The 19087-nt window shown below is 66.9% G+C and carries 16 protein-coding genes and 3 pseudogenes; 6 read left to right on the top strand and 13 right to left on the bottom strand.

The window, feature by feature from the left end:
• Nucleotides 1-167 precede the first annotated feature (167 nt).
• Nucleotides 168-908, top strand: coding sequence for a dienelactone hydrolase family protein (locus Q1A87_RS16110; protein ID WP_299653426.1), 741 nt, complete (start codon nt 168-170; stop codon nt 906-908).
• A 159-nt stretch (nt 909-1067) separates the two neighbouring features.
• Here the strand turns inward: Q1A87_RS16110 and Q1A87_RS16115 are convergent.
• Together Q1A87_RS16115 and Q1A87_RS16120 are read right to left on the bottom strand one after the other, a co-directional pair.
• Nucleotides 1068-2202, bottom strand: a pseudogene (locus Q1A87_RS16115) (IS5 family transposase).
• Nucleotides 2203-2521: 319 nt separating this feature from the next.
• Entirely contained in the window at nt 2522-3364 is an 843-nt protein-coding gene (locus Q1A87_RS16120) for an alpha/beta hydrolase (RefSeq protein ID WP_363323010.1), read from the bottom strand.
• A 720-nt stretch (nt 3365-4084) separates the two neighbouring features.
• On the opposite strand from Q1A87_RS16120, the gene Q1A87_RS16125 reads away from it, so the two are divergent.
• The 4 genes and pseudogenes from Q1A87_RS16125 to Q1A87_RS24220 all read left to right on the top strand — a co-directional run.
• Nucleotides 4085-5047 carry a pirin family protein gene (locus Q1A87_RS16125; RefSeq protein ID WP_299653432.1) on the top strand — a complete coding sequence of 321 codons (963 nt, stop codon included), beginning with the start codon at nt 4085-4087 and terminating at the stop codon, nt 5045-5047.
• An 84-nt stretch (nt 5048-5131) separates the two neighbouring features.
• The gene (locus Q1A87_RS16130) at nt 5132-6856 is read left to right on the top strand and encodes an FAD-dependent oxidoreductase (RefSeq protein WP_299653435.1); all 1725 of its coding nucleotides are present in this window, start codon (nt 5132-5134) and stop codon (nt 6854-6856) included.
• Between the two features lie 230 nt (nt 6857-7086).
• Nucleotides 7087-8022, top strand: coding sequence for a ring-cleaving dioxygenase (locus Q1A87_RS16135; protein ID WP_299653438.1), 936 nt, complete (start codon nt 7087-7089; stop codon nt 8020-8022).
• Nucleotides 8019-8396, top strand: a pseudogene (locus Q1A87_RS24220) (phospholipase); the annotation flags it as partial. The gene Q1A87_RS16135 and the pseudogene Q1A87_RS24220, both read left to right, overlap by 4 nt.
• A 255-nt stretch (nt 8397-8651) precedes the next feature.
• On the opposite strand, the pseudogene Q1A87_RS24225 reads toward Q1A87_RS24220, so the two are convergent.
• The 7 genes and pseudogenes from Q1A87_RS24225 to Q1A87_RS16170 all read right to left on the bottom strand — a co-directional run.
• Nucleotides 8652-8753, bottom strand: a pseudogene (locus Q1A87_RS24225) (hypothetical protein); the annotation flags it as partial.
• A complete protein-coding gene (locus Q1A87_RS16145; RefSeq protein WP_299653444.1) occupies nt 8750-9181 on the bottom strand; it encodes a DoxX family protein in 432 nt (143 codons plus the stop codon). The gene Q1A87_RS16145 and the pseudogene Q1A87_RS24225, both read right to left, overlap by 4 nt.
• A gap of 1 nt (nt 9182) precedes the next feature.
• Nucleotides 9183-11030: an amidohydrolase gene (locus Q1A87_RS16150; protein WP_299653447.1), complete on the bottom strand. Its 1848-nt coding sequence runs from the start codon at nt 11028-11030 to the stop codon at nt 9183-9185.
• Between the two features lie 27 nt (nt 11031-11057).
• On the bottom strand, nt 11058-11324 hold the full coding sequence (locus Q1A87_RS16155; protein WP_299653448.1) for a DUF1427 family protein: 267 nt from the start codon (nt 11322-11324) through the stop codon (nt 11058-11060).
• A 22-nt stretch (nt 11325-11346) separates the two neighbouring features.
• Complete coding sequence (locus Q1A87_RS16160; RefSeq protein WP_299653449.1) at nt 11347-12021, bottom strand: hydrolase; 675 nt, start codon at nt 12019-12021, stop codon at nt 11347-11349.
• A gap of 177 nt (nt 12022-12198) precedes the next feature.
• Nucleotides 12199-12579 carry a response regulator gene (locus Q1A87_RS16165; protein ID WP_299653450.1) on the bottom strand — a complete coding sequence of 127 codons (381 nt, stop codon included), beginning with the start codon at nt 12577-12579 and terminating at the stop codon, nt 12199-12201.
• Nucleotides 12580-12649: 70 nt separating this feature from the next.
• A complete protein-coding gene (locus Q1A87_RS16170) occupies nt 12650-13279 on the bottom strand; it encodes a response regulator (protein WP_299653451.1) in 630 nt (209 codons plus the stop codon).
• 205 nt (nt 13280-13484) lie between these two features.
• On the opposite strand from Q1A87_RS16170, the gene Q1A87_RS16175 reads away from it, so the two are divergent.
• The gene (locus Q1A87_RS16175; RefSeq protein ID WP_299653452.1) at nt 13485-15062 is read left to right on the top strand and encodes an ATP-binding protein; all 1578 of its coding nucleotides are present in this window, start codon (nt 13485-13487) and stop codon (nt 15060-15062) included.
• Between the two features lie 322 nt (nt 15063-15384).
• Here Q1A87_RS16175 and Q1A87_RS16180 read toward each other — a convergent pair whose 3' ends face one another.
• The 4 genes from Q1A87_RS16180 to Q1A87_RS16195 are packed head-to-tail and all read right to left on the bottom strand — an operon-like array spanning nt 15385 to nt 19001.
• The gene (locus tag Q1A87_RS16180) at nt 15385-16152 is read right to left on the bottom strand and encodes a TSUP family transporter (RefSeq protein ID WP_299653453.1); all 768 of its coding nucleotides are present in this window, start codon (nt 16150-16152) and stop codon (nt 15385-15387) included.
• Nucleotides 16153-16155: 3 nt separating this feature from the next.
• Nucleotides 16156-17016, bottom strand: coding sequence for a fumarylacetoacetate hydrolase family protein (locus Q1A87_RS16185; RefSeq protein WP_299653454.1), 861 nt, complete (start codon nt 17014-17016; stop codon nt 16156-16158).
• Between the two features lie 25 nt (nt 17017-17041).
• Nucleotides 17042-17974, bottom strand: a complete 933-nt coding sequence (locus tag Q1A87_RS16190) for an alpha/beta hydrolase (RefSeq protein WP_299653455.1) — start codon at nt 17972-17974, stop codon at nt 17042-17044.
• 43 nt (nt 17975-18017) lie between these two features.
• Complete coding sequence (locus Q1A87_RS16195; RefSeq protein ID WP_299653456.1) at nt 18018-19001, bottom strand: aldo/keto reductase; 984 nt, start codon at nt 18999-19001, stop codon at nt 18018-18020.
• Nucleotides 19002-19087: the final 86 nt, after the last annotated feature.

Below are 19087 nucleotides of genomic sequence, written 5' to 3' on the forward strand. Positions count from 1 at the left end.
GCGCGCCGCAACGCTCATCAGGTGGCCGGGCGTCGAGAGCACCTTTCTGTTCGTCATAGCTACTGCCTTGCAAACCACTTCTGCGACTTGCATACGTTCGTATGTATATACGGGTCAATGCCGGGCATCGAGGCCGCCCCTCAACCGGACCCTCCGGAGGCCAAACGATGGCGCACGAGCAGATCACGGTCCACGCACGCGACGGCAACTGCACGACGCACGTCCTTACCGCCAAGGACGGCAAAGGCGGGCCCGCTATCCTGTTCTACTTCGACGCAGGCGGCATTCGTCCGGTTGTCATCGACATGGCCCAACGGCTCGCAGACGCGGGCTACGTCGTTTTCGTCCCGGATCTATTCTATCGCCATGGTGCCTATGGTCCATTGGTTCCGGCGGAGGTCTTGGCCGGCGATGTCGCCGCGATCCTCGGCCCACTCATGGCATCGACCGGCAACGCCATCGCGGCTGAGGATACCGCACCTATCCTGTCCTGCGCCGACGCGCGATCCGACGTGCGTGGGACGAAGATCGGCACGATCGGTTTCTGCATGGGAGGCGGGATGGCCATTGCAACGGCAGGAACCTACCCTGACAGGGTCGCCGCGGCTGCGAGCTTCCACGGGGGCGGCCTGGCATCCGACGCACCAGATAGCCCGCACCTCTGCGCCTCGAAACTGCATGCAGAACTCTATATCGCGGCAGCCGAGGCCGACGAGTTCTATCCGCCCGCCATGGCTGACAACTTCCAGTCCGCCTTGCACGCGGCGGGCGTGACCTACACGCACGAAACCTATTCGGCCGGCCACGGATGGATGAAGCCGGACTTCCCCAGCTACGACGAAGCGGCGGCCGAGCGGGGTTGGAGAGAGATGATTTCGTTCTTCGACCGCTTGCTGAAAGCCCGATAGTTCAGGTCCAGAGACATGCAGGCACCACAGCCGCCATTCGTCCGTTGCGCTTCATCGATCAATAAGGGCTGAAATCGGACCTCCACGCGATGCAAGGTTCATGATGGCTCTGTTGCGCAAATCTCCTGACGGGCGGACTTCCCCTTCCCCCGTTTAACGTCAGCCGACAGGCTGCGTGGCGGGGATGCCGAGTGAGGTGAAGCGGTTGAGGCTGGCGATGCGGACTTGGAGCTCGGCGGTCTGGCGGTCGAAGTCTCGGGCGGCGAGCCTTTGGCCGAGAAGCTTCATGCAGTTCATCCATTGGCCGGCAGGGCATTGCGAAGCAATGTCCCGAAAGGCTTGGTCTCGATGCGGATGCGGATGCGGATGCGGATGCGGATGCGGATGCGGCTGCGGCGGTGGTAGCCACTCCATCGGCGCCAAGCGTCCTGCCGAAGCGCTTGATGGCGCGCAGGGCCTCGTTCCTCGGTGCAGCTCCGGGGCTGTCTTTCTTCCAGGGCTTCGCGTCGCGACGCGGCGGGATGATCGCCTCGGCGGCCTGGGACGCGATGGCGTCGCGGCAGGCGCGGCCATCATAGGCGCCGTCGGCGGTCACCGACGCGATCGGCTCGCCCGTGGGGATCTGCGACAGCAGACCGGGCAGCATCGGCGCGTCGCCGACGCCGTTCCCGGTGATCTCGACGGCTCGGACTTCCAGCGTCGCCTCGTCCACCGCCAAGTGCACCTTGCGCCACACGCGGCGCTTGGCCCCGCCATGCTTGCGTGCATGCCGTGCTGCGGGCTTACGCGGCCCCGTATGGGGCCACGGTCCCTGCGCACCCTTCGCCCCGGACCTTGATACCGGTGCTGTCGATCAGGAGATGCAGCGGCCCACCCGATCCCCGGTAGGGCAGTTGCACGGCCAGGGTCTTCTAGCGCCGGCACAGCGTCGAGACTGAGGAGGATCAGCGAGCCTTCCAGTGGAAGGATCGCCCGACGAAGGGCACCGGCCAATCGAGGCCCGCAAGCCGCAGCAGGCTCGCCACGAAGCCCGTCGTCTGGCGCAGCGGGAGCCCAAATAGGACCTTGATCGTCAGGCACGCCTGGATCGCCGCGTCCGAGAAAGTCTGCTGACGGCCGCGCTTGCCCGACGGTGCCGCATGCCAGTCCATGTCCGGGTCGAACCAACCTTTCGTGACATTGCTGCGCAATGCACTGTCGGTCAGCGGACGGTCAGCGACCCCCGCGCTCGTAGCGATGCGTCGTAGCTGGACCAGTTCAGGGTGCGATAGCGGGTGGGCGCAGGTTTGGACATGCCGCTCAGCTATGTCGCCGGACTCGCGATGTGAATCCCAGGCAGGCTTTGCGCAACAAGGCCCATCGGAATCCCTTGTCCTGGCGGATATCCGCGTGAGCGACCTCGCCGAGAACAACTTCGTCCTGAACGAGACCCTTCTCACCTGACCGTTCCCGTTCGAGGGGGTCAGCGCGCGGAGGCGTTCGCTTCAAGCACATCGAGTGCAATGGTCGCTGGCGCGATGTTCTGGCGGGCAATTGAGTGCGACAGGCCCGATGCCTCTCCTGAGGTATCGGGCCAGGTTACCAGACTTGCATATGCTGCCTGCCTGGCGAGGCTATGCGCCATCCCTTACGAAGGCCAGCAGGTCGGGGTTGATGACCTCGGCATGGGTCGTGAGCATTCCGTGTGGATAGCCCTCGTAGACCTTCAGCGTGCCGTTCGGCAGCAATTCCGAGGACAACATCGCCGAGTTGCCGATCGGAACGATCTGGTCGTCGTCGCCGTGCATCACGAGCGTCGGGACCGAGATCGCTTTCAGATCCTCGGTCTGATCGGTTTCGGAGAAGGCCTCGATGCCGTCGTAATGGGCTTTCGCGCTGCCCACCATGCCCTGGCGCCACCAGTTCTGGATCACGCCGGGATAGATGGTCGCGCCGTCCCGGTTGAAGCCGTAGAATGGGCCCGAAGCGACATCGAGGTACAGTTGCGCGCGGTTTCCGGCGACACCCTCGCGGAACCCGTCGAAGGTCTCGATCGGCAACCCGCCGGGATAGGCTTCGGTCTTCAGCATGATGGGCGGGACGGCGCTGACGAGGATCGCCTTGGCGACCCGTCCGGCCGGCTCGCCGTGACGGGCGACGTAGCGCGCGACTTCGCCGCCCCCGGTCGAATGGCCAATATGCACCGCGTCGCGAAGGTCCAGATGCTCGACGACCGCGAAGGCATCGGACGCGTAATGGTCCATGTCGTGCCCCTCGCTCACCTGGGCGGACCGGCCGTGGCCGCGCCGGTCGTGAGCGATAACGCGGAAGCCGTTATGCAGGAAGAACAGCATTTGCGCGTCCCAGTCGTCGCTGGAAAGCGGCCAGCCGTGATGGAACATGATCGGCTGGGCTTCCTTCGGACCCCAATCCTTGTAGAAGATTTCGGTGCCGTCTTCGGTCGTGACATAGGCCATGGTGAAAGGTCCTTCCGTTTCCAGGTGTGTGGCGGCTCCCGCCAGTCCGGGCATCGCGGCGAACGTGCCCATGGCGAGCCCGAGTTCGATGAAATCGCGGCGGTTCGGCAGGAAGCTGGTGTTGCGCGGGACTTCGTTCGCGGACATGGGCGAACCCTCCATCGAATGTGTGGGCATCGGAGCCGGGCTTGGGTGCGGCCCGTTGCGGTTACGGCGTGCGGGCGCAGCGTCTGGACCGTTCCGCCCTGTGGGCTCGACGGTCGGTCAAAGAGGTAACGGCAAACTCCGGCGCGCCCCAGCGAACCAAGGTATACGGCTTCGGCGCCGGCGGGGCCGGACCTCGGCGTCTTTCCACGGATCTCCTGCAGGACACGGACCGAAACGTCGGCATACTTTGATATGGCGGGCCAGTCGCGGCACGGCTTTCGACACTCGGCCGACGGCGCCCCGAGACGTGGCCTCGGCCCGGGGTTTCCGAACCCGACCCGTGGGTCGGGGCCCCGCGGGGTCGAGCCTTCGCCGCCCGCGACGGCGAATCGTGCGCGACAGACGTTTCGGAAGGGAACCTCAGCCGACCCGCCGATCATACTTCGATATGATGGCTTGCCGCCCACGAATGGTTCTAGGCTTGCCGCGAACGATGTGAAGCCAACGCCCCGAGACGCCCTCGACGGCACAGAGGGGCGGTCGGTTCGGACGCGATGCGAAAGAGGAGCGAGAATGAGCTGGAGCCCATGCCCCGACCCCAAGCTCGGGAGCCGCGCGGATGTCGATGCGGTGGACATCCTGATCGTCCCGCGCGCCGTCGATCTGGGAGAGATGACGGTGCGCCGTGCCCTGCCCTCGACGAAGCGGCAGATGGTCGGTCCCTTCATCTTCTTCGACCAGATGGGGCCGGCGGAGTTCCTGACGGATCAGGGGATCGACGTGCGGCCGCACCCGCATATCAACCTCGCGACGCTGACCTATCTGTTCGAAGGCGAGATCCTGCATCGCGACAGTCTCGGCACCGAACAGGCGATCCAGCCGGGCGCCGTCAACTGGATGCGGGCGGGCCGCGGGATCGTCCATTCCGAACGGACGAGCGCGACGCGAAGGCGCGACGGCCAGCGGCTCTTCGGGATACAGACCTGGATGGCGCTGCCGGAGGATCAGGAGGAGGACGACCCGGCCTTCCTGCATCACGGTGCCGAGGCCTTGCCGAACGTGGATGTCGACGGAGTGACCGCACGGCTGATCGCCGGGCGCGCCTTCGGGGAGACGTCGCCACTGGTGACGGCGTCGGAGACCCTTTACGCCGATGTCGGGCTCGCCGCCGGCCGGACGATGCCGATCGACCCGGATTACGAGGAGCGCGCCCTCTACACGATCTCGGGCGAAATCGAGATCGGCGGCGACCGCTTCGGTCCGGCGCAACTTCTGGTGCTGCGCCCCGGCGACCCGATCACGGTCCGGGCGACGAACAATGCCCGCTTCATGCTCTTCGGCGGCGCGCCGATGGGGGGGCCGCGTTACATCTGGTGGAACTTCGTCTCGTCCCGCCGCGAGCGGATCGAGGCGGCGAAGGAAGAATGGGCCCGCGGGCGCTTCGACACGGTGCCGGGCGACGAGGCCGACTTCATTCCGCTGCCGCAAAGCATCGGCAAGCCGAAACGCGCGACGGGCGGCGTCTTCTACCCTTGAGCCTGGAAGCGCGGCAGGGTCCGAACCCGCGCCGATCTGCCGGCCCTCGCCAAAGCGCAAACCAGGGAACGGATCGTGGTGACGATGGACGAGATGCAGCACGAGGCCGGTTCCGACGCGGCGGACGCATTCGGGGGCCGGCAGGCCCAGGCCTTCCCGACCCTCACCGCCGATGAGATCATGCGCCTGGCCCGGTTCGGCGCGACGCAGACGTTCGGCGCCGGGGAAGCCCTGTACCGGGCCGGCGAGACCGGGCATGGCCTGGTGATCCTCCAGCGGGGCAGCGTGACCATTTCCCACGCCGATCCGTCCGGCGTCAGGACACAGATCGCCAGCCAGACGGTCGGCACCTTCCTCGGCGAGATCGCGCAGATTTCGGGGCGGCCATCGCTGGTGGATGCCACCGCCGATGACGACGTGCAGGCCCTCGTCATCGCGCCCGATCGCCTCAGGGCCCTGCTGATCGCGGAGGCGGAGATCGGCGAGCGCATCATGCGCGCCCTGATCCTGCGACGGGTGAACCTCCTGCGGTCCAGCATCGGCGGTCCGATCATCCTCGGAACCGCCGGGGATGGCCGCATATTGCGGCTCGAGGGGTTTCTCGCGCGCAACGGGCATCCGCATCAGCGCCTCGATCCCGCGGACGACTCGGGCGCGGCTGCGCTGATCGAACGGTTCGAGCTCTGCGAGGGGGAACTCCCCATCGTCATCTGTCCGGGCGGACAGATCCTGCGCAACCCGACCGAGACGGAACTGGCCCGCTGCCTCGGGATCGGCGGGACGATCGACGAGACCCGGACCTACGACGTCGTGATCGTCGGGGCCGGACCGGCCGGACTGGCCGCCTCGGTCTATGCCGCCTCCGAGGGATTGTCGGTGCTGATGCTGGATTGCCGGTCCTTCGGTGGCCAGGCCGGTGCCTCCGCGCGGATCGAGAACTATCTCGGCTTCCCCACGGGGATCAGCGGCATGGCGTTGATGGCCCGGGCCAAGAACCAGTCCGAGAAGTTCGGCGTGGAGTCCGCGATTCCGGAAGAGGCGGTCGTGCTGGCGTCCGGGGCCGATCCGGCCGAGGAGTTGAGCCTTCTCCTCGCGGGCGGCCACCGGGTCCGGTCCCGGGCCGTGATCGTCGCGACGGGGGCCCGGTACAGGCGCCTCGATCTGCCGGAGATGGACCGTTTCGAGGAGACCAGCATCCATTACTGGGCGTCGCCCCTGGAAGCGACGTTGTGCAAGGACGAGAATGTCGTGCTGGTCGGCGGCGGCAATTCCGCGGGCCAGGCGATCGTCTATCTCGCCGCCCATGCGGCGCGGGTCGTGGTCCTCGTTCGCGGAAGGGATCTCTCGGCCGGCATGTCGAGCTATCTCGTCGAGCGCATCGCGGCCCTGCCGAATGTCGAAGTGCGGCCCGGGTCCCGGCTCACCGCGCTCGAAGGGACAGGCGACGCGCTGGACGCCGTTCGCTGGCACGAGACCGATATGGACGCGGAGACGCGGTATTCCACGCGGCACGTCTTTCTCTTCATCGGGGCGGAGCCGCGAACCGAATGGCTCGCGACGTCCGGCATCCGCATGGACGCGAAGGGCTTCGTGATGACTGGCGGCGATCTCCGACCGGCCATGCCCCCCCTGCAAACCAGCCGCGGCGGCGTCTTCGCGATCGGCGACGTCCGCTCGGGTTCCACCAAGCGCGTCGCCGCGGCCGTGGGGGAGGGGGCGCAAGCCGTGGCGGCGCTCCATACCTTCCTGAAAGACCAATCAGCCGGTCCGTCCGTCATCGCGGCATCCAATCAGGTCCGGCAGGGATGACCTGGCGGAGCGGCACCACGATTTCGGAGCTTGACCGGGTGGCCGCGCGTGACGGCGATCCACCCGATCGTCTCCGAGTTGATGCCGACCCGGACGACGAATATCCTTTCGGACATCCGGGCCACCTCGCGGCGGCATTCGAAGTCCGGGCCCCGATCATACCAAGGTTTGCTGGGTTCGGCACCGTTCCCCGAATACACTGACCCGAACACCAATCCCGGAGACCGCACATGCCCATCGGCGCCATTCCAGGCCTGCACCACGTTACCGCCATCTGCGGAGCGCCGCAGGCGAACCTTGATTTCTACAGCGGCTGCCTCGGTCAGCGGCTGGTCAAGAAGACGGTCAACTTCGACGCACCGGACACCTACCACCTCTATTACGGCGACGAGGCGGGTGCGCCCGGGACGATCATGACCTTCTTCCCCTTCGTCGATGCCGGGCCGGGTCGCGCCGGGCCCGGCATGGCGAGCGCCGTGGCCTACGCGGTGCCGGAGGTCGCGTTCGAAGGGTGGATGGAGAAGCTCGCCCTCGATGCGGTGGACTTCGACGGTCCGGTCGAGCGGTTCGGCCAGCGCGTGCTCGTCCTGAGCGACCCCGACCGTGCGCCGGTGGAACTCGTCGAGAGCGATGCGGCGACGGGCGACGGGCTCGACGGCTTCCATTCCGTCACGCTCTGGGAGCGTGATCCCGACCGGACGGCCCGCCTCCTCGTCGATCATTTCGGCTATGCCGAGACGGGCCGCGAGACAGACGGCGGCGTGGAACGCCTGCGCTTCGCGACGCCCGGCGGCGGACGGGGTTCGACGCTGGACATCATCCGCTCCGACGCGCCCACGATCGCGCGCAGCGGCGCCGGCACGATCCACCACGTCGCCTTCCGGGCCGAGAACGACGAGGTCCAGCGCGCGTGGCACGAGCGGCTCGCCACGGCGGGGTTCGACGTCACGCCGGTGATCGACCGGCAGTACTTCAACGCGATCTACTTCCGCGAGCCGGGCGGCGTCCTCTTCGAGATCGCCACCGATCCGCCCGGCTTCGCCACTGACGAGACGCAGGACGAGATGGGGTCCGCGCTGATGCTGCCGCCGAAATACGAGGCGGCCCGTGCGAGGATCGAAAGGATGCTGCCGCCTCTGGATCCCCGGTTGCGGCGAGCCTCGTGATCCGGGGCGGGGCATCTGCCACGCGGGCCCATGCCGGCGTGATCCTGCTTCACGGCCGCGGCGCCGCGGCGGAGGAGATGATCGGACTGGCGGACGCGCTGGCCTTGCCCGATATCGCCGCGATCGCGCCCGAAGCGCCGGGACGTTCCTGGTGGCCGACGAGCTTCCTCGCGCCGATGTCCGGTCTCGCGCCTTGGCTCGACAGGGGGCTGGACGCGGTCGGCGCGGCCATCGCGGCACTGGAGGCCGAGGGCCTGCCGCGTGCCGCGATCAGCCTTTGCGGCTTCAGCCAGGGGGCCTGCCTCGCGCTCGAATACGCGGCGCGGGAGGGCGCGGGGCTCGCGGGCGTTTTCGGGTTCTCCGGTGCGCTGGTCGGGACCAGCGACGCGCCGGGCGGACCGCGCGACGATCTCTTCGGCCATGCGCCCAAGCGCTTCGACTACGCGCCACGGCTCGAAGGCCTCGCGGTGGACATGAGCTGCCACGAGCGCGATCCACACATTCCCCTGACGCGGTTCGACGAGAGCGCGGTGCTGCTGCGTCGCCTCGGCGCCGAGGTCACGCGGCGCGTCTATCCCGGTCCGGGACATCGCCACGTCGCGCATGAAGGAGCCGACATTGCCGACGACGGTGGCGATCCAGAGCACCCGGAAGAGGGTCTGGCCGAGCGGCGCGAAGGCACCGGGGGTCTGGACGGGCGTGGGGGCGGCGGTGGCTTCGGCCGTGCTCATCGGCGTGCCCTGCGCTCGACTAGGAGGGTCGCGGCCGCCAATCCGCCGATGATCGCGACATGCTCGAAGAAGGTCGCCGCCTGACGGGCGCGTTCCATGCCGTCGTATTGCCAGAAGCCGTGGGCGAGAAGCGTCGCCAGCACGGTAAAGACGGCGAGCATTCCTGCGCCCAGCCAGCACCAGCGCCGGGTCATCAGAAGGATCGAGCCGACAAGCTGCGTCGCGATCACCGCACACGCGACGAGCGCCGGCGCGGGGAGGCCGAAACCCGAAACCTCGGCTGTGGCGCCGGGGAAGTCGAGGCTCTTGGCAATCCCACTCTGCAGGAACGGCGCAGCGAGCGCGATGCGGATTGCCGGCTCGATCCAGTCGGTGCCGAGGATGGTGCGGATCGGGCCGGGCGCGGGGGGGCAGGAATCGAATGCCACGTCAGAACGCCCAGCAGGAGCAGCCGAGTGCGCCCCAGAAGGCGCCCCGGTCGGTGGTGGGAACGCCTGCCGTCCAGGCACCGGCATGTGCGTGACCATGCACATTGCAGGCGCTGCCGCAGCCGCACCCTTTCGCGATCCGAGCGGTCTCGAGTGGCGCCGGGGCAGGGGCGGCGTAGTGCCGGACGGGCGACCAGTCCGGCATCGCGGGCGGCAGGGGCGGTGCCATGCCGTCGAAGTCCTGGGTCGCGTGGACGGCCGCGCCGCCGAGAAAGGTGAGAACCGAGGTGATCCCGGCGATCTCCGCATCCGGCACCGTGAAGTAGTCGTCGGAAAGAAGGACGAGGTCGGCGAGTTGTCCGGCCTTGATCTGACCCTTCTTGCCGGTCTCGGTCGAGAACCAGGTATTGGCCTCGGTCCAGAGCCGGAGCGCCTCGGTCCGGTCGAGCCGGTTGCGCGCAGGATAGAGGGATGTGCCGCCTATCGTGCGCCCGGTCACCAGCCAGGCCAAGGCGACCCAGGGATTGTAAGAGGCCACGCGGGTCGCGTCCGTCCCCGCCCCGACCGGGACGCCCGCCTCCAGCATGCGGCGGATCGGCGGGGTCGCCTCGGCCGCCGCGGCGCCGTATCGCTCGACGAAATCCTCACCCTGGAAGGCCATGCGGTGCTGCACCGCGATTCCGCCCCCGAGCGCCGCGATGCGGTCGATGTTACGGTCGGAAATTGTCTCGGCGTGATCGATGATCCAGTGGAGTCCGTCGAACGGCACGTCCCGCGCGACGGACTCGAAGACGTCGAGCGCGCGGGTGATCGTCTCGTCGTAGGTGGCGTGCAGGCGCCACGGCCACCTGGCCTCGGCGAGGTGGCGGACCACCGGCTCCAGATCCGCCTCCATCGTGTCGGCCATGTCGGGGCGCGGGAAGCGGAAATCCTCGAAATCCGCGGCGCTGTAGACCAGCATCTCGCCCGCGCCGTTCACCTGGTAGCTGTCGTCGCCCCGCCCCGGCTCCGTCGCGGCCGTCCAGCGCCGGAAGTCGGCCAGTTCCTCCTTCGGCGTCTGGGTGAAGAGATTGTAGGCGATGCGAACCGTCAGCAGCCCATCCGCGTGCAGGTCGTCGACCACCTTGTAATCGTCGGGATAGCTTTGCGCTCCGCCACCTGCGTCGATCACGCTGGTGACGCCGAGGCGATTCAGTTCCCGCATGAAATGGCGGGTGGACGTCTTCTGGTAGTCCTGCGGCAGTTTCGGACCCTTGGCCAGCGTCGCGTAGAGGATCGATGCGTTCGGCCGGGCGAGCAGCAGGCCGGTCGGGTTGCCGCGCGCGTCGCGCTGGATCTCGCCCCCCGGCGGGTTCGGCGTATCCTTGTCGTAGCCCACGGCCCGCAGGGCGGCGGCGTTCAGCAGCGCCCGGTCGTAGAGGTGCAGGATGAAGACCGGCGTGTCCGGCGCGGCGGCGTTGATTTCCTCGAGCGTCGGCAGGCGCTTCTCGGCGAACTGGGCCCAGGTGAACCCGCCGACGACCCGCACCCATTGCGGTGGGGGCGTGCGCTCCGCCTGGGCCTTGAGACGGCGCATCGCCTCCGCGAGCGAGGTCAGGCCGTCCCATCGAAGTTCCATCGTGTAGCTGAGACCGCCTCGAATGAGATGCGTATGGCTGTCGATCAGGCCGGGGATCGCGCGACGCCCGCCGGCGTCGATCACCCGAGCATCCGGTCGGGCGGCCGCGCGGACCTCCCGCTCGGAACCGGTCGCGAGGAACCGGCCGTCCCGGATGGCCACGGACTCGGCTTCGGGCTGCTCGCGGTCGAGCGTCGTGATCCTGGCATTGACGAGGACGAGGTCGGTCATGGCGGCGGCTCCGGTTGCGGGAACAGGCTAGGAGGGTTTGGTGTCGCTCTGCGTCGTGTGGTCCCGGTCGCCGGGGAGGCGGCCGAAGACATGCTCCCTGCAGGCGGTCCTGAGGTAGTGGACCGCCGTGCTCTGGGTCACGTGACGGGCCAGCGGCGCGATCTGCTCCCCGAGCAGGATGCCGAGAAGCCCGATCAGAGCGATGGCGGGCGGCGCCGGAGAGCGCACGCCCATCAGGCTGTAGACCACGCCGACGATGAGGCCGGCGCCGAGCGAATAGAGATACGGTTTCATGGCGGCTCCGGGGGATCAGACCCTATTCGGCCGCTTCGCCGACGGTCTGCCCTTCGGAGGCGTCGAACATCTGCCGGGCGTAGGTGATGCCGAGCCCGTAGCCGCCGGCGAATTTCCGTGCGAGATCCGTGGTCATCGCGTAGGTCTCGCCGCGCGCCCAGTCGCGCTGCAGCTCCAGCAGGTACTGGACCGAGGTCATCGGGCGGACACCTGCCTGCACCATCCGGTCCATCGCCCGGTCGTGCGCCTCGTCCGAGACGTCGCCGCAGGCATCGGCGATGACCAGAACCTCGAAGCCCTGGTCGAGCGCCGAGAGCGCCGGCCCGACGATGCAGACCGACGTCCAGAGGCCGCAGAGCACCACGCGCTCGTTCACGGCCGCGTTCACGGCCTCGATGACGGCCTCGTCCTCCCAGCAGTTCATCGACGTCCGATCGAGGAGGGACTGGCCGGGAAAGGGTTCGGTCACCTCGTCGAACATCGGGCCGGAGAACGCGGCGGCCGCGACCGTGGTCAGGATCGTCGGCACCTCGAATCCGGCGGCCGCGCCGGCCACCAGTGCGGCGTTCGTGCGCAACGTGATCGCGTCGATCGACCGCGTGGCGAAAGCCATCTGCGACTGGAAGTCGATCATCAGGATCGTGTGGTCCTGCGGGGTCAACAGGCCGCGGCCGGGAATCGGGGAAGCTTGGGACATTGGTCGCACCTTCTGATAGCGTCCGGAGGTTGCCGGACGGCGCGGTAGGGCTGCATCTGATCTTGCGGAAGAAAGCTGTCGTCGGGCGGCTGAACCCTGCTTTTCTCGTCGGAGATTTGCGCCGTCGCGGCTGACAGGCTAGTCATACCTAGGTTTGGGCCCGATGCAGGGCGAAGGTCAGGCCGGTGGGACGACTGTCCTTGCGAGCGCAAGCGCAAGCGTCTCGGAGATGAAGGGTTTGATGAGGACGGGGATGCCCAAGCGCGCAAGCCGCTCCGTGGAGGCATCTGGAAAGGCCGTGATCAGGATCACAGGAACGATGTCCGCTTCGCTCGACATCCGCGCCAGAAGGTCGATGCCACTGATCCCCGGCAGCTGCACGTCGCAGATGAGACAGGCGAGGCCGGTGATCCGGGCGAGCAGGAATGCCTCGGCGGACCCGAAGGTCAGCGCGTTGTATCCAAGCGCGCGCACGAGGCTGTCGATTGCCTGCCGGACGGCCGCATCGTCATCCACCACGGCGATCGTGGCCGGATTGCGCAGGACAGGGGCAGGCATGGCGCGAACTCGCTCACCGGTGTCGGAAACGTCTAGACCGCCCCGCGGTGCCGTATAACCATACCAAGGTTTAAGGGCGTAAATTGCCCAGCTTGAGGTCCGACGCGAGGCGGACGAGGTCGGCGAATGTCTTCGCTCCCATCTTGCGCATGACCTTGCCACGATGGATTTTCACCGTGATCTCGCTCAGGCCCAGTTCATAGGCGATCTGCTTGTTCATCATGCCTTCCGTGGCCAGGGCCATGACCTCGCGCTCCCTCTGCGTCAGGGATGCGAACAGGGCAGCATGGTCCGAGAGCATCCGGGAGGCTTCGCGCCGGTCCCGATCGCCGCGGATGGCGCTGGCGACGGCGTCGAGCATGTCCTGATCGCGGAACGGCTTCTGCAGGAAATCGACGGCACCGGCCTTCATCGCCCGGACGCTCATCGGAACGTCGCCGTATCCGGTCATGAAGATGATCGGGACCCGGACCTCGGCGCGCGCAAGCTCCGCTTGCAGGTCGAACCCGCTGCTCATGGGCATCCGAACGTCGAGGATCAGGCAATCGACGAGCTTCAGGTGCGGGTCGGCGAGGATTTCCCGGGGGGCGCCGTAGGTCCGAACGTCGTATCCGACCGATCGCAGGAGGCTGTCCAGGGCCTGCGAGACCGCGGCGTCGTCCTCGACCACGGCGACGGTGAATTTTTCCGTTTCAGGCAATCCCACTTTCTCCGCCGCCATTCCCCGTGCCCGGACCGGACCATCGCCCCGCAACCTGTGGGCGCGCGAAACCTGCGGCATGGCCGCGATTTTGGGGACACGTATGTTGGCGACAGGTTACGGTAAGTCGGGCAGACTGGCAAAGGTCATCCCCAGCCGGCGCATCGACGCGCGGGCATCGCACGTGACCGAGAGGTCGGCGGACATGAAACGGCAAATCGAGACATCGCCTGGCGTCTTCCTGCTGACGGCCCGCCCCGGTTCGGCCCAGGTACGAACGGCCGTCGGGGTCGTCGTCGTACTGCTTCTCGTTCTGATGACCGTCCTGCCGTTCGCAAATACGATGACGTCGAACACGGCCTTCATCCTGCCCGCCTACGCGATGGCGGTCCTGGTGGTCGAATTGATCACCGCCGTCATGCTGCTTGCGCAGTTCGCGGTCCAGCCGTCGCCCTCCCTGCTTCTCCCGGGCGCGGCCTACACGTTCTCCGGCCTGATGATCTTCGTCTGGATGATGAGCTTTCCGGATTTCGCCACCCCCCTGGGTCTCGATCCAGGGCCACAGGGGACGGCCTTCCTTGCCGCGCTACGCCGGCTCGTCTTCCCGCTCCTTCTGCTGGCCTACGCCCTGTCGAAGGATCGCGGCCGGGGCGCGGATCGATCCGGCCGCGTCTGGATCCGCATCGCCGCGACCCTCGTCGGCTCCACGATCGCCGTGGCCCTGTCCGCCTGGATCACCTTCGAACACAACTCCGCCCTTCCGCAACTCATGATGAGCGAGACGGAGGTCAACGCTCTGTGGCGCTACGTCCCGGCCTCGGCGCTGGTGATCTACGCTCTTCTGATCGCTTCGCTCCTGCGTCGAAGGCGATCCGTCCTCGATCTCTGGTTGGTCGTCGTCACGTGTTCCCTGACGCTGGAAGTCATCCTGTTGTTCTACGCGACAGGCGGGACGCGGTTCAGCCTCGGGTGGTGGATCGGCCGGTCCTGCGGTCTGGTCTCGTCCAGCGTGGTGCTGGTTGCCCTCCTGGCGGAGACGACGACCCTCTACGCGAGGCTCGCCCGTTCGGCCGCGGAGGAGCGGCGCGTGCGCGAGTCACGGCTGCGTGCGATGGAAGCCATGTCGGCCACGCTCGCCCACGAGATCAATCAACCTCTGACCAGCATTTCGACGAATGCCGCGGCGGGGTTGCGCTGGCTCGACCGAAGCGAACCCGACCTCACGGAAGCCCGGGATGCCCTGTCGCACATCATCGCCGAAGGCAAACGGGCGGGCGACGTGGTGACTGGAATCCGGACGATGTTCAAGAAAAGCGCGCGGGAGCATGTCGCGTTCGATCTGGGGTCGGTGCTCTCCGATTCCGTGACACAATCTCAGGATGCCGCATGTCGGTCGGCGATCGCCATCGAATGCCGGGCCTCCGAAGAGGCACGTTTCGCGAGGGGCAATCGGATCCAGATATCGCAGGTGATCTGCAACCTTGTCGCAAACGCCATCGACGCGATCACGCTCGGCCCTCCCGATTCACTGCGAACCATTCGGATCAGGGCCGAGCCGGAAGGCCGGGACTTCGTCGTGATCTCCGTGTCGGATACCGGGATCGGCATGGACCCGGAAACGAGACAAAGTATCTTCGAGCCATTCTACACGACGAAGCCCAACGGCATGGGCATGGGACTGATGTTCAGCCAGTCGATCGTCGAAGCGCATGGTGGCCAGATCTGGGCAGATGCGAACCGACCCCGCGGCTCCATCGTCAGCTTCACACTGCCGATCAGATAAGATCAGTACGGACCTGTTCGATCGCCGAGATGCGTCTTGTGTGCAGGAATTCAGCAATCGGCTCTTAAAGCCATACGCTCTATCGGGCAAACTGACTGGCGGTGAAAATCAACTTTCTCCGTCTGACGCTGTCGTTTGCCCTCTGAAGGTTGGTTCTCTCAGAGGACGATGAATGCCTGAGAGCGCCTGACAGAATCGTCTGATCCGGTTCATGCAGACGATGGCTGGGCCAGCCTTGTAAAAGCTATATGGATGTCGGCGCGTCTCATCTGTGGATCAGATCGAGACGATTTCCTGGGGCGGTCGCACGAACAGGACTCACTTATTGCGCGAGTCCCGGTCCGGTCAGCGCCAGCAGGAGTCCTTGCAGCAGGTAGACAGCTCCGATGGTCAGCACAATCCGCTTGGTCCAGGTGCGGAACTGCCTGTCCGTGATCCTGTCGAGGACCTGCCGCGCCAGTGTCGTTCCGGCAACTGCAAGGCAGGCACACGCGGCCAGAAGCCATACCGGCGCGGTGCTCTGTCCAGCCATGACGATGCCGCCGAAATAGACCAGCTTCATGCTGTGCGCGACGACCTGGCACGCGGACTTGCTCGCGACGATGACCCTGCGGTCGACGGGCATCCGGATCAGGATCACGTCGAGAAGCGGCCCCGACACGCCCGAGACGAACTGCAGGCCGGTCCCGACGAAGCCCGCGATCTCGGCCGCGCCGGGCTGCAGCGCGTGAGGCGCGTACCGCTCGGGCAGGGCGAATGCCAGGAACGGCACCAGACCGAGACAGATCAGCACCGTGGCCCGGTTCGGCACGAAGAGAAGTAGCGAGAACAACAGGAGCGAAGCGGCCGAACCGGCGGCGAAGCGCAGCACGACGCCCAGATTGACGTAGCGCCACCAGAGCACGGCCCGCCAGCCATTGGCCGCGAGCTGCGTCACGCCGTGGACGATCATCGCGGACGGGACGGGCATCAGAAAGATGAGCCCGCCCATCAGGATCATGCCGCCGGCGATCCCGAAGACCCCGCTGAGGAACGAGGTCCCGACGATGAGGACCCCGAGAACGGCAAGCGTGACGGGCCCTGCGAACACTGTTCAGCGGAACGTGTTTTCGAGCGTGCCGAGGCCGGTGATGGTCATGCTGACGACATCACCCTGCTTGAGGAACCGTGGCGGATCGAACCCGATGCCGACGCCGGCCGGCGTTCCGGTGACGATGACGTCGCCCGGAACCAGCGTCAGCCCCGACGAGATCGTCTCCACGAGGCTCGGGATGTCGAAGATCAGGTCGCGCGTGTTCGAACGCTGCCGGACTTCCCCGTTGACCCGTGTCTCGAGGTCGAGGTTCTCGGGGTCGATCTCGTCGGCGGTCGCGATCCAGGGACCCATCGGGCAGAACGTGTCGAGCGCCTTGCCCATGAACCATTGCTTGTGACGCTTCTGGCGATCACGGGCCGTCACGTCGTTGACGATCGTGTAGCCCCAGATGTGCTCGTAGGCGCGCTCCCGCGGGATGTTGCGGCCGGGCTTGCCGATGATCAGCGCAAGCTCGATCTCGTAATCCACCTCGCTCGTGATTTCGGGGTGGAGGAGCACGTCCGCGCCCGGGCCGACGATGGATGTCGCGGGCTTGGTGAAGACGGCGGGATACTCGTCGACCTCCGCGCCCTTCACCGCGCCCGCTTCGTAGCCGCTGCCGGAGAACTCGCGCGCATGTTCGCGATAGTTCTTTCCCACGCAGAAGAGGTTGCGGGGCGGATTGGGCAGCGGCGCCTCGATGGTGACGTTCTCGAGCGGTATCGGGTCGCCTGCGGGACGAAGACGGTCGCGGAGATTGTCGAAATCCTCGATCAGACGCACCATGTCCGTCTGCGCCGGATCGAGCGCACGCACCGCGCCGTCCTCGACGCGGCCGATCCGGGTCTCACCGTTCTTGCTGTAGCGAACCAGTTTCATCGGAAATCCCTTCCTGTCCTTCGGATCAGCTTGCCTCACCGCGGTATTCCGGCGCGGGCCGGCTGTAGAACGAATGGAGAATCTGATAGACCAGAAGGAAGTTCTTCTGGGCGAAGGAGGCATGGGCGATGCCGGGCATCACCGTGAACTCCTTGTCGGCGTTCGGCAGTAGCTTGAAGAACGCGAGCAGGTCGTCCATCCCGGCGATGCCGTCGTATTCGCCCCGCAGGATCGCGGTCGCCATCGGCAGCTTTTCGGGATCGACCAGCGGCAGGTTCGCGCACATGTCGATGTAGGTGCCGTTCGGCATGGAATCGTCCAGTGCCAGCACCTGGTCGATGAAGGGCTGGGCGAAGCGCTCGTGGACGGTTCCGGGATGGTCGCGTTCGAAGATCGACCACATGAACGTCTCGTTCGTCGGCCGCCGGGTGGTGCCGCGCCACTGGTCGAGCTTCTTGCGGCGCTCCGTGAGCGTCGGGCTGCCGTCTCCGGTCCAGACCATGGCGTCGAGCGCGAGGCGCGAGACGCGGTCGGGATGGTTCTGGGCGAAGGCCGCGGCGCGGAGCGCGCCCGAGGAGATCCCGTAGACGAGCAGCGGTCCGGGGGTGTGTTCGCGGATATGGTCGGACGCGGCGGCGGCGTCGGCGGCGCCGTCTGCGATGGTCGCCCACACGTCATCACCCTTGTAGGAACGGCCGTAGCCCCGGCAGTCGAAGCACCAGGTATGGAAGCCGCGCGTGGCGAACCAGTCCATGGCCGAGGCTTCGGGCATCCCCTCGACTTGGAGGTCGAAGGTAGGCTGGCTCGCCATGGACGAGCCATGGATGAACAGGATCGTGCCGCGGGTCGGGCCATCGGCGGAGCTCGGCTTTTCCCAGAGGAAGATCTCCTCGCCCTGGGAGGTGGTGCGATGCGCGCGCCCCTCGGTCCTGATCGTGTGGCGCATGTCGTCCGTCATATGATGTCCTATCGTTCGTCGCGGATGGATCGTGTGTCGCGGTTCAGAGGCCGAGGCGCTTCATCTGCGCCTCGGGGTAGCGGAGCCCGGCCGCGGCGCCGGGCGGAAAAGCGGCATCGAGCGTTGTCAGATCGTCGCCGGTGAGCGCGACCTCGAGCGAGGCCGCGTTCTCGGTCAGTCGGGCAGGGCGCTTGGTGCCGGGAATCGGAACGACGTCCTCGCCCCGCGACAGCAGCCAGGCAAGCGCGATCTGCGCCGACGTCGCGCCATGCGTCTCCGCGATGCTTCGGAGGCCGTCGAGCAGTGCGCTGTTGCGTACGAGATTGTCGTCGCGGAAGCGGGGCATGTCGCGGCGTCGGTCCTTCTCCGCAAGGTCGGCATCCGAGCGGATCTGTCCGGCGAGGAAGCCGCGGCCGAGAGGAGAATAGGGGACCACGCCGATGCCGAGCGCGCGGCAGGCGGGCAGGATCTCGGCTTCGAGATCGCGCGACCAGAGAGAATATTCCGATTGCAGGGCGGTGATCGGATGCACGTCGTTCGCGCGCCGGATGGTCGCGGCACCCGCCTCCGACAGGCCGAGATACCGGACCTTGCCCGCTTCGACGAGCCGCGCCATGGCGCCGACCGTCTCCTCGATGGGAACATTCGGATCGACGCGGTGCAGGTAGTAGAGATCGATCACGTCCACGCCGAGACGCTTCAGGCTGGCCTCGCAGGCTTGCGGCACGTAGTCGGGGCGGCCGTTGACGCCGGTCGAGCCGTCGGGAAGCCGGAGATTGCCGAACTTGGTGGCGAGCACCGCCTCCGAGCGCCGACCGGCCAGAGCGCGACCAACCAACTCCTCGTTCTTGCCGTTGGCGTACATGTCGGCGGTGTCGATGAAGGTGATGCTGCGGTCGAGCGCGTGGCGGATCGTCTCCTCCGCTTCCGCGGGATCGGCCGGGCCGTAGATGTCGGTCATCGACATGCAGCCGAGCCCGACCGCCGAAACTGTCAGGCCAGACCTGCCAAGGCTGCGCGTCTGCATCTTTGACTCTCCTGGGGATGTCATTGGCTGGGCCCTGAGCCGAGGGGCTCGGCTCGGTGGGACGCAAAGCGGAACGCGCGTTCTCG

Source organism: uncultured Jannaschia sp. (assembly GCF_947494055.1).
Taxonomy (GTDB): Bacteria; Pseudomonadota; Alphaproteobacteria; order Rhodobacterales; family Rhodobacteraceae; genus Jannaschia.

Bases quoted from the DNA above. Each gene is read 5' to 3' on its own strand.
- Q1A87_RS16135 (WP_299653438.1), top strand. From the start codon at position 7,087: ATGCCCATCGGCGCCATTCCAGGCCTGCACCACGTTACCGCCATCTGC.
- Q1A87_RS16150 (WP_299653447.1), bottom strand. From the start codon at position 11,030: ATGACCGACCTCGTCCTCGTCAATGCCAGGATCACGACGCTCGACCGC.
- Q1A87_RS16155 (WP_299653448.1), bottom strand. From the start codon at position 11,324: ATGAAACCGTATCTCTATTCGCTCGGCGCCGGCCTCATCGTCGGCGTG.
- Q1A87_RS16195 (WP_299653456.1), bottom strand. From the start codon at position 19,001: ATGCAGACGCGCAGCCTTGGCAGGTCTGGCCTGACAGTTTCGGCGGTC.
- Q1A87_RS16125 (WP_299653432.1), top strand. From the start codon at position 4,085: ATGAGCTGGAGCCCATGCCCCGACCCCAAGCTCGGGAGCCGCGCGGAT.
- Q1A87_RS16175 (WP_299653452.1), top strand. From the start codon at position 13,485: ATGAAACGGCAAATCGAGACATCGCCTGGCGTCTTCCTGCTGACGGCC.
- Q1A87_RS16120 (WP_363323010.1), bottom strand. From the start codon at position 3,364: ATGGCCTATGTCACGACCGAAGACGGCACCGAAATCTTCTACAAGGAT.
- Q1A87_RS16185 (WP_299653454.1), bottom strand. From the start codon at position 17,016: ATGAAACTGGTTCGCTACAGCAAGAACGGTGAGACCCGGATCGGCCGC.
- Q1A87_RS16110 (WP_299653426.1), top strand. From the start codon at position 168: ATGGCGCACGAGCAGATCACGGTCCACGCACGCGACGGCAACTGCACG.
- Q1A87_RS16160 (WP_299653449.1), bottom strand. From the start codon at position 12,021: ATGTCCCAAGCTTCCCCGATTCCCGGCCGCGGCCTGTTGACCCCGCAG.
- Q1A87_RS16165 (WP_299653450.1), bottom strand. From the start codon at position 12,579: ATGCCTGCCCCTGTCCTGCGCAATCCGGCCACGATCGCCGTGGTGGAT.
- Q1A87_RS16190 (WP_299653455.1), bottom strand. From the start codon at position 17,974: ATGACGGACGACATGCGCCACACGATCAGGACCGAGGGGCGCGCGCAT.
- Q1A87_RS16130 (WP_299653435.1), top strand. From the start codon at position 5,132: ATGGACGAGATGCAGCACGAGGCCGGTTCCGACGCGGCGGACGCATTC.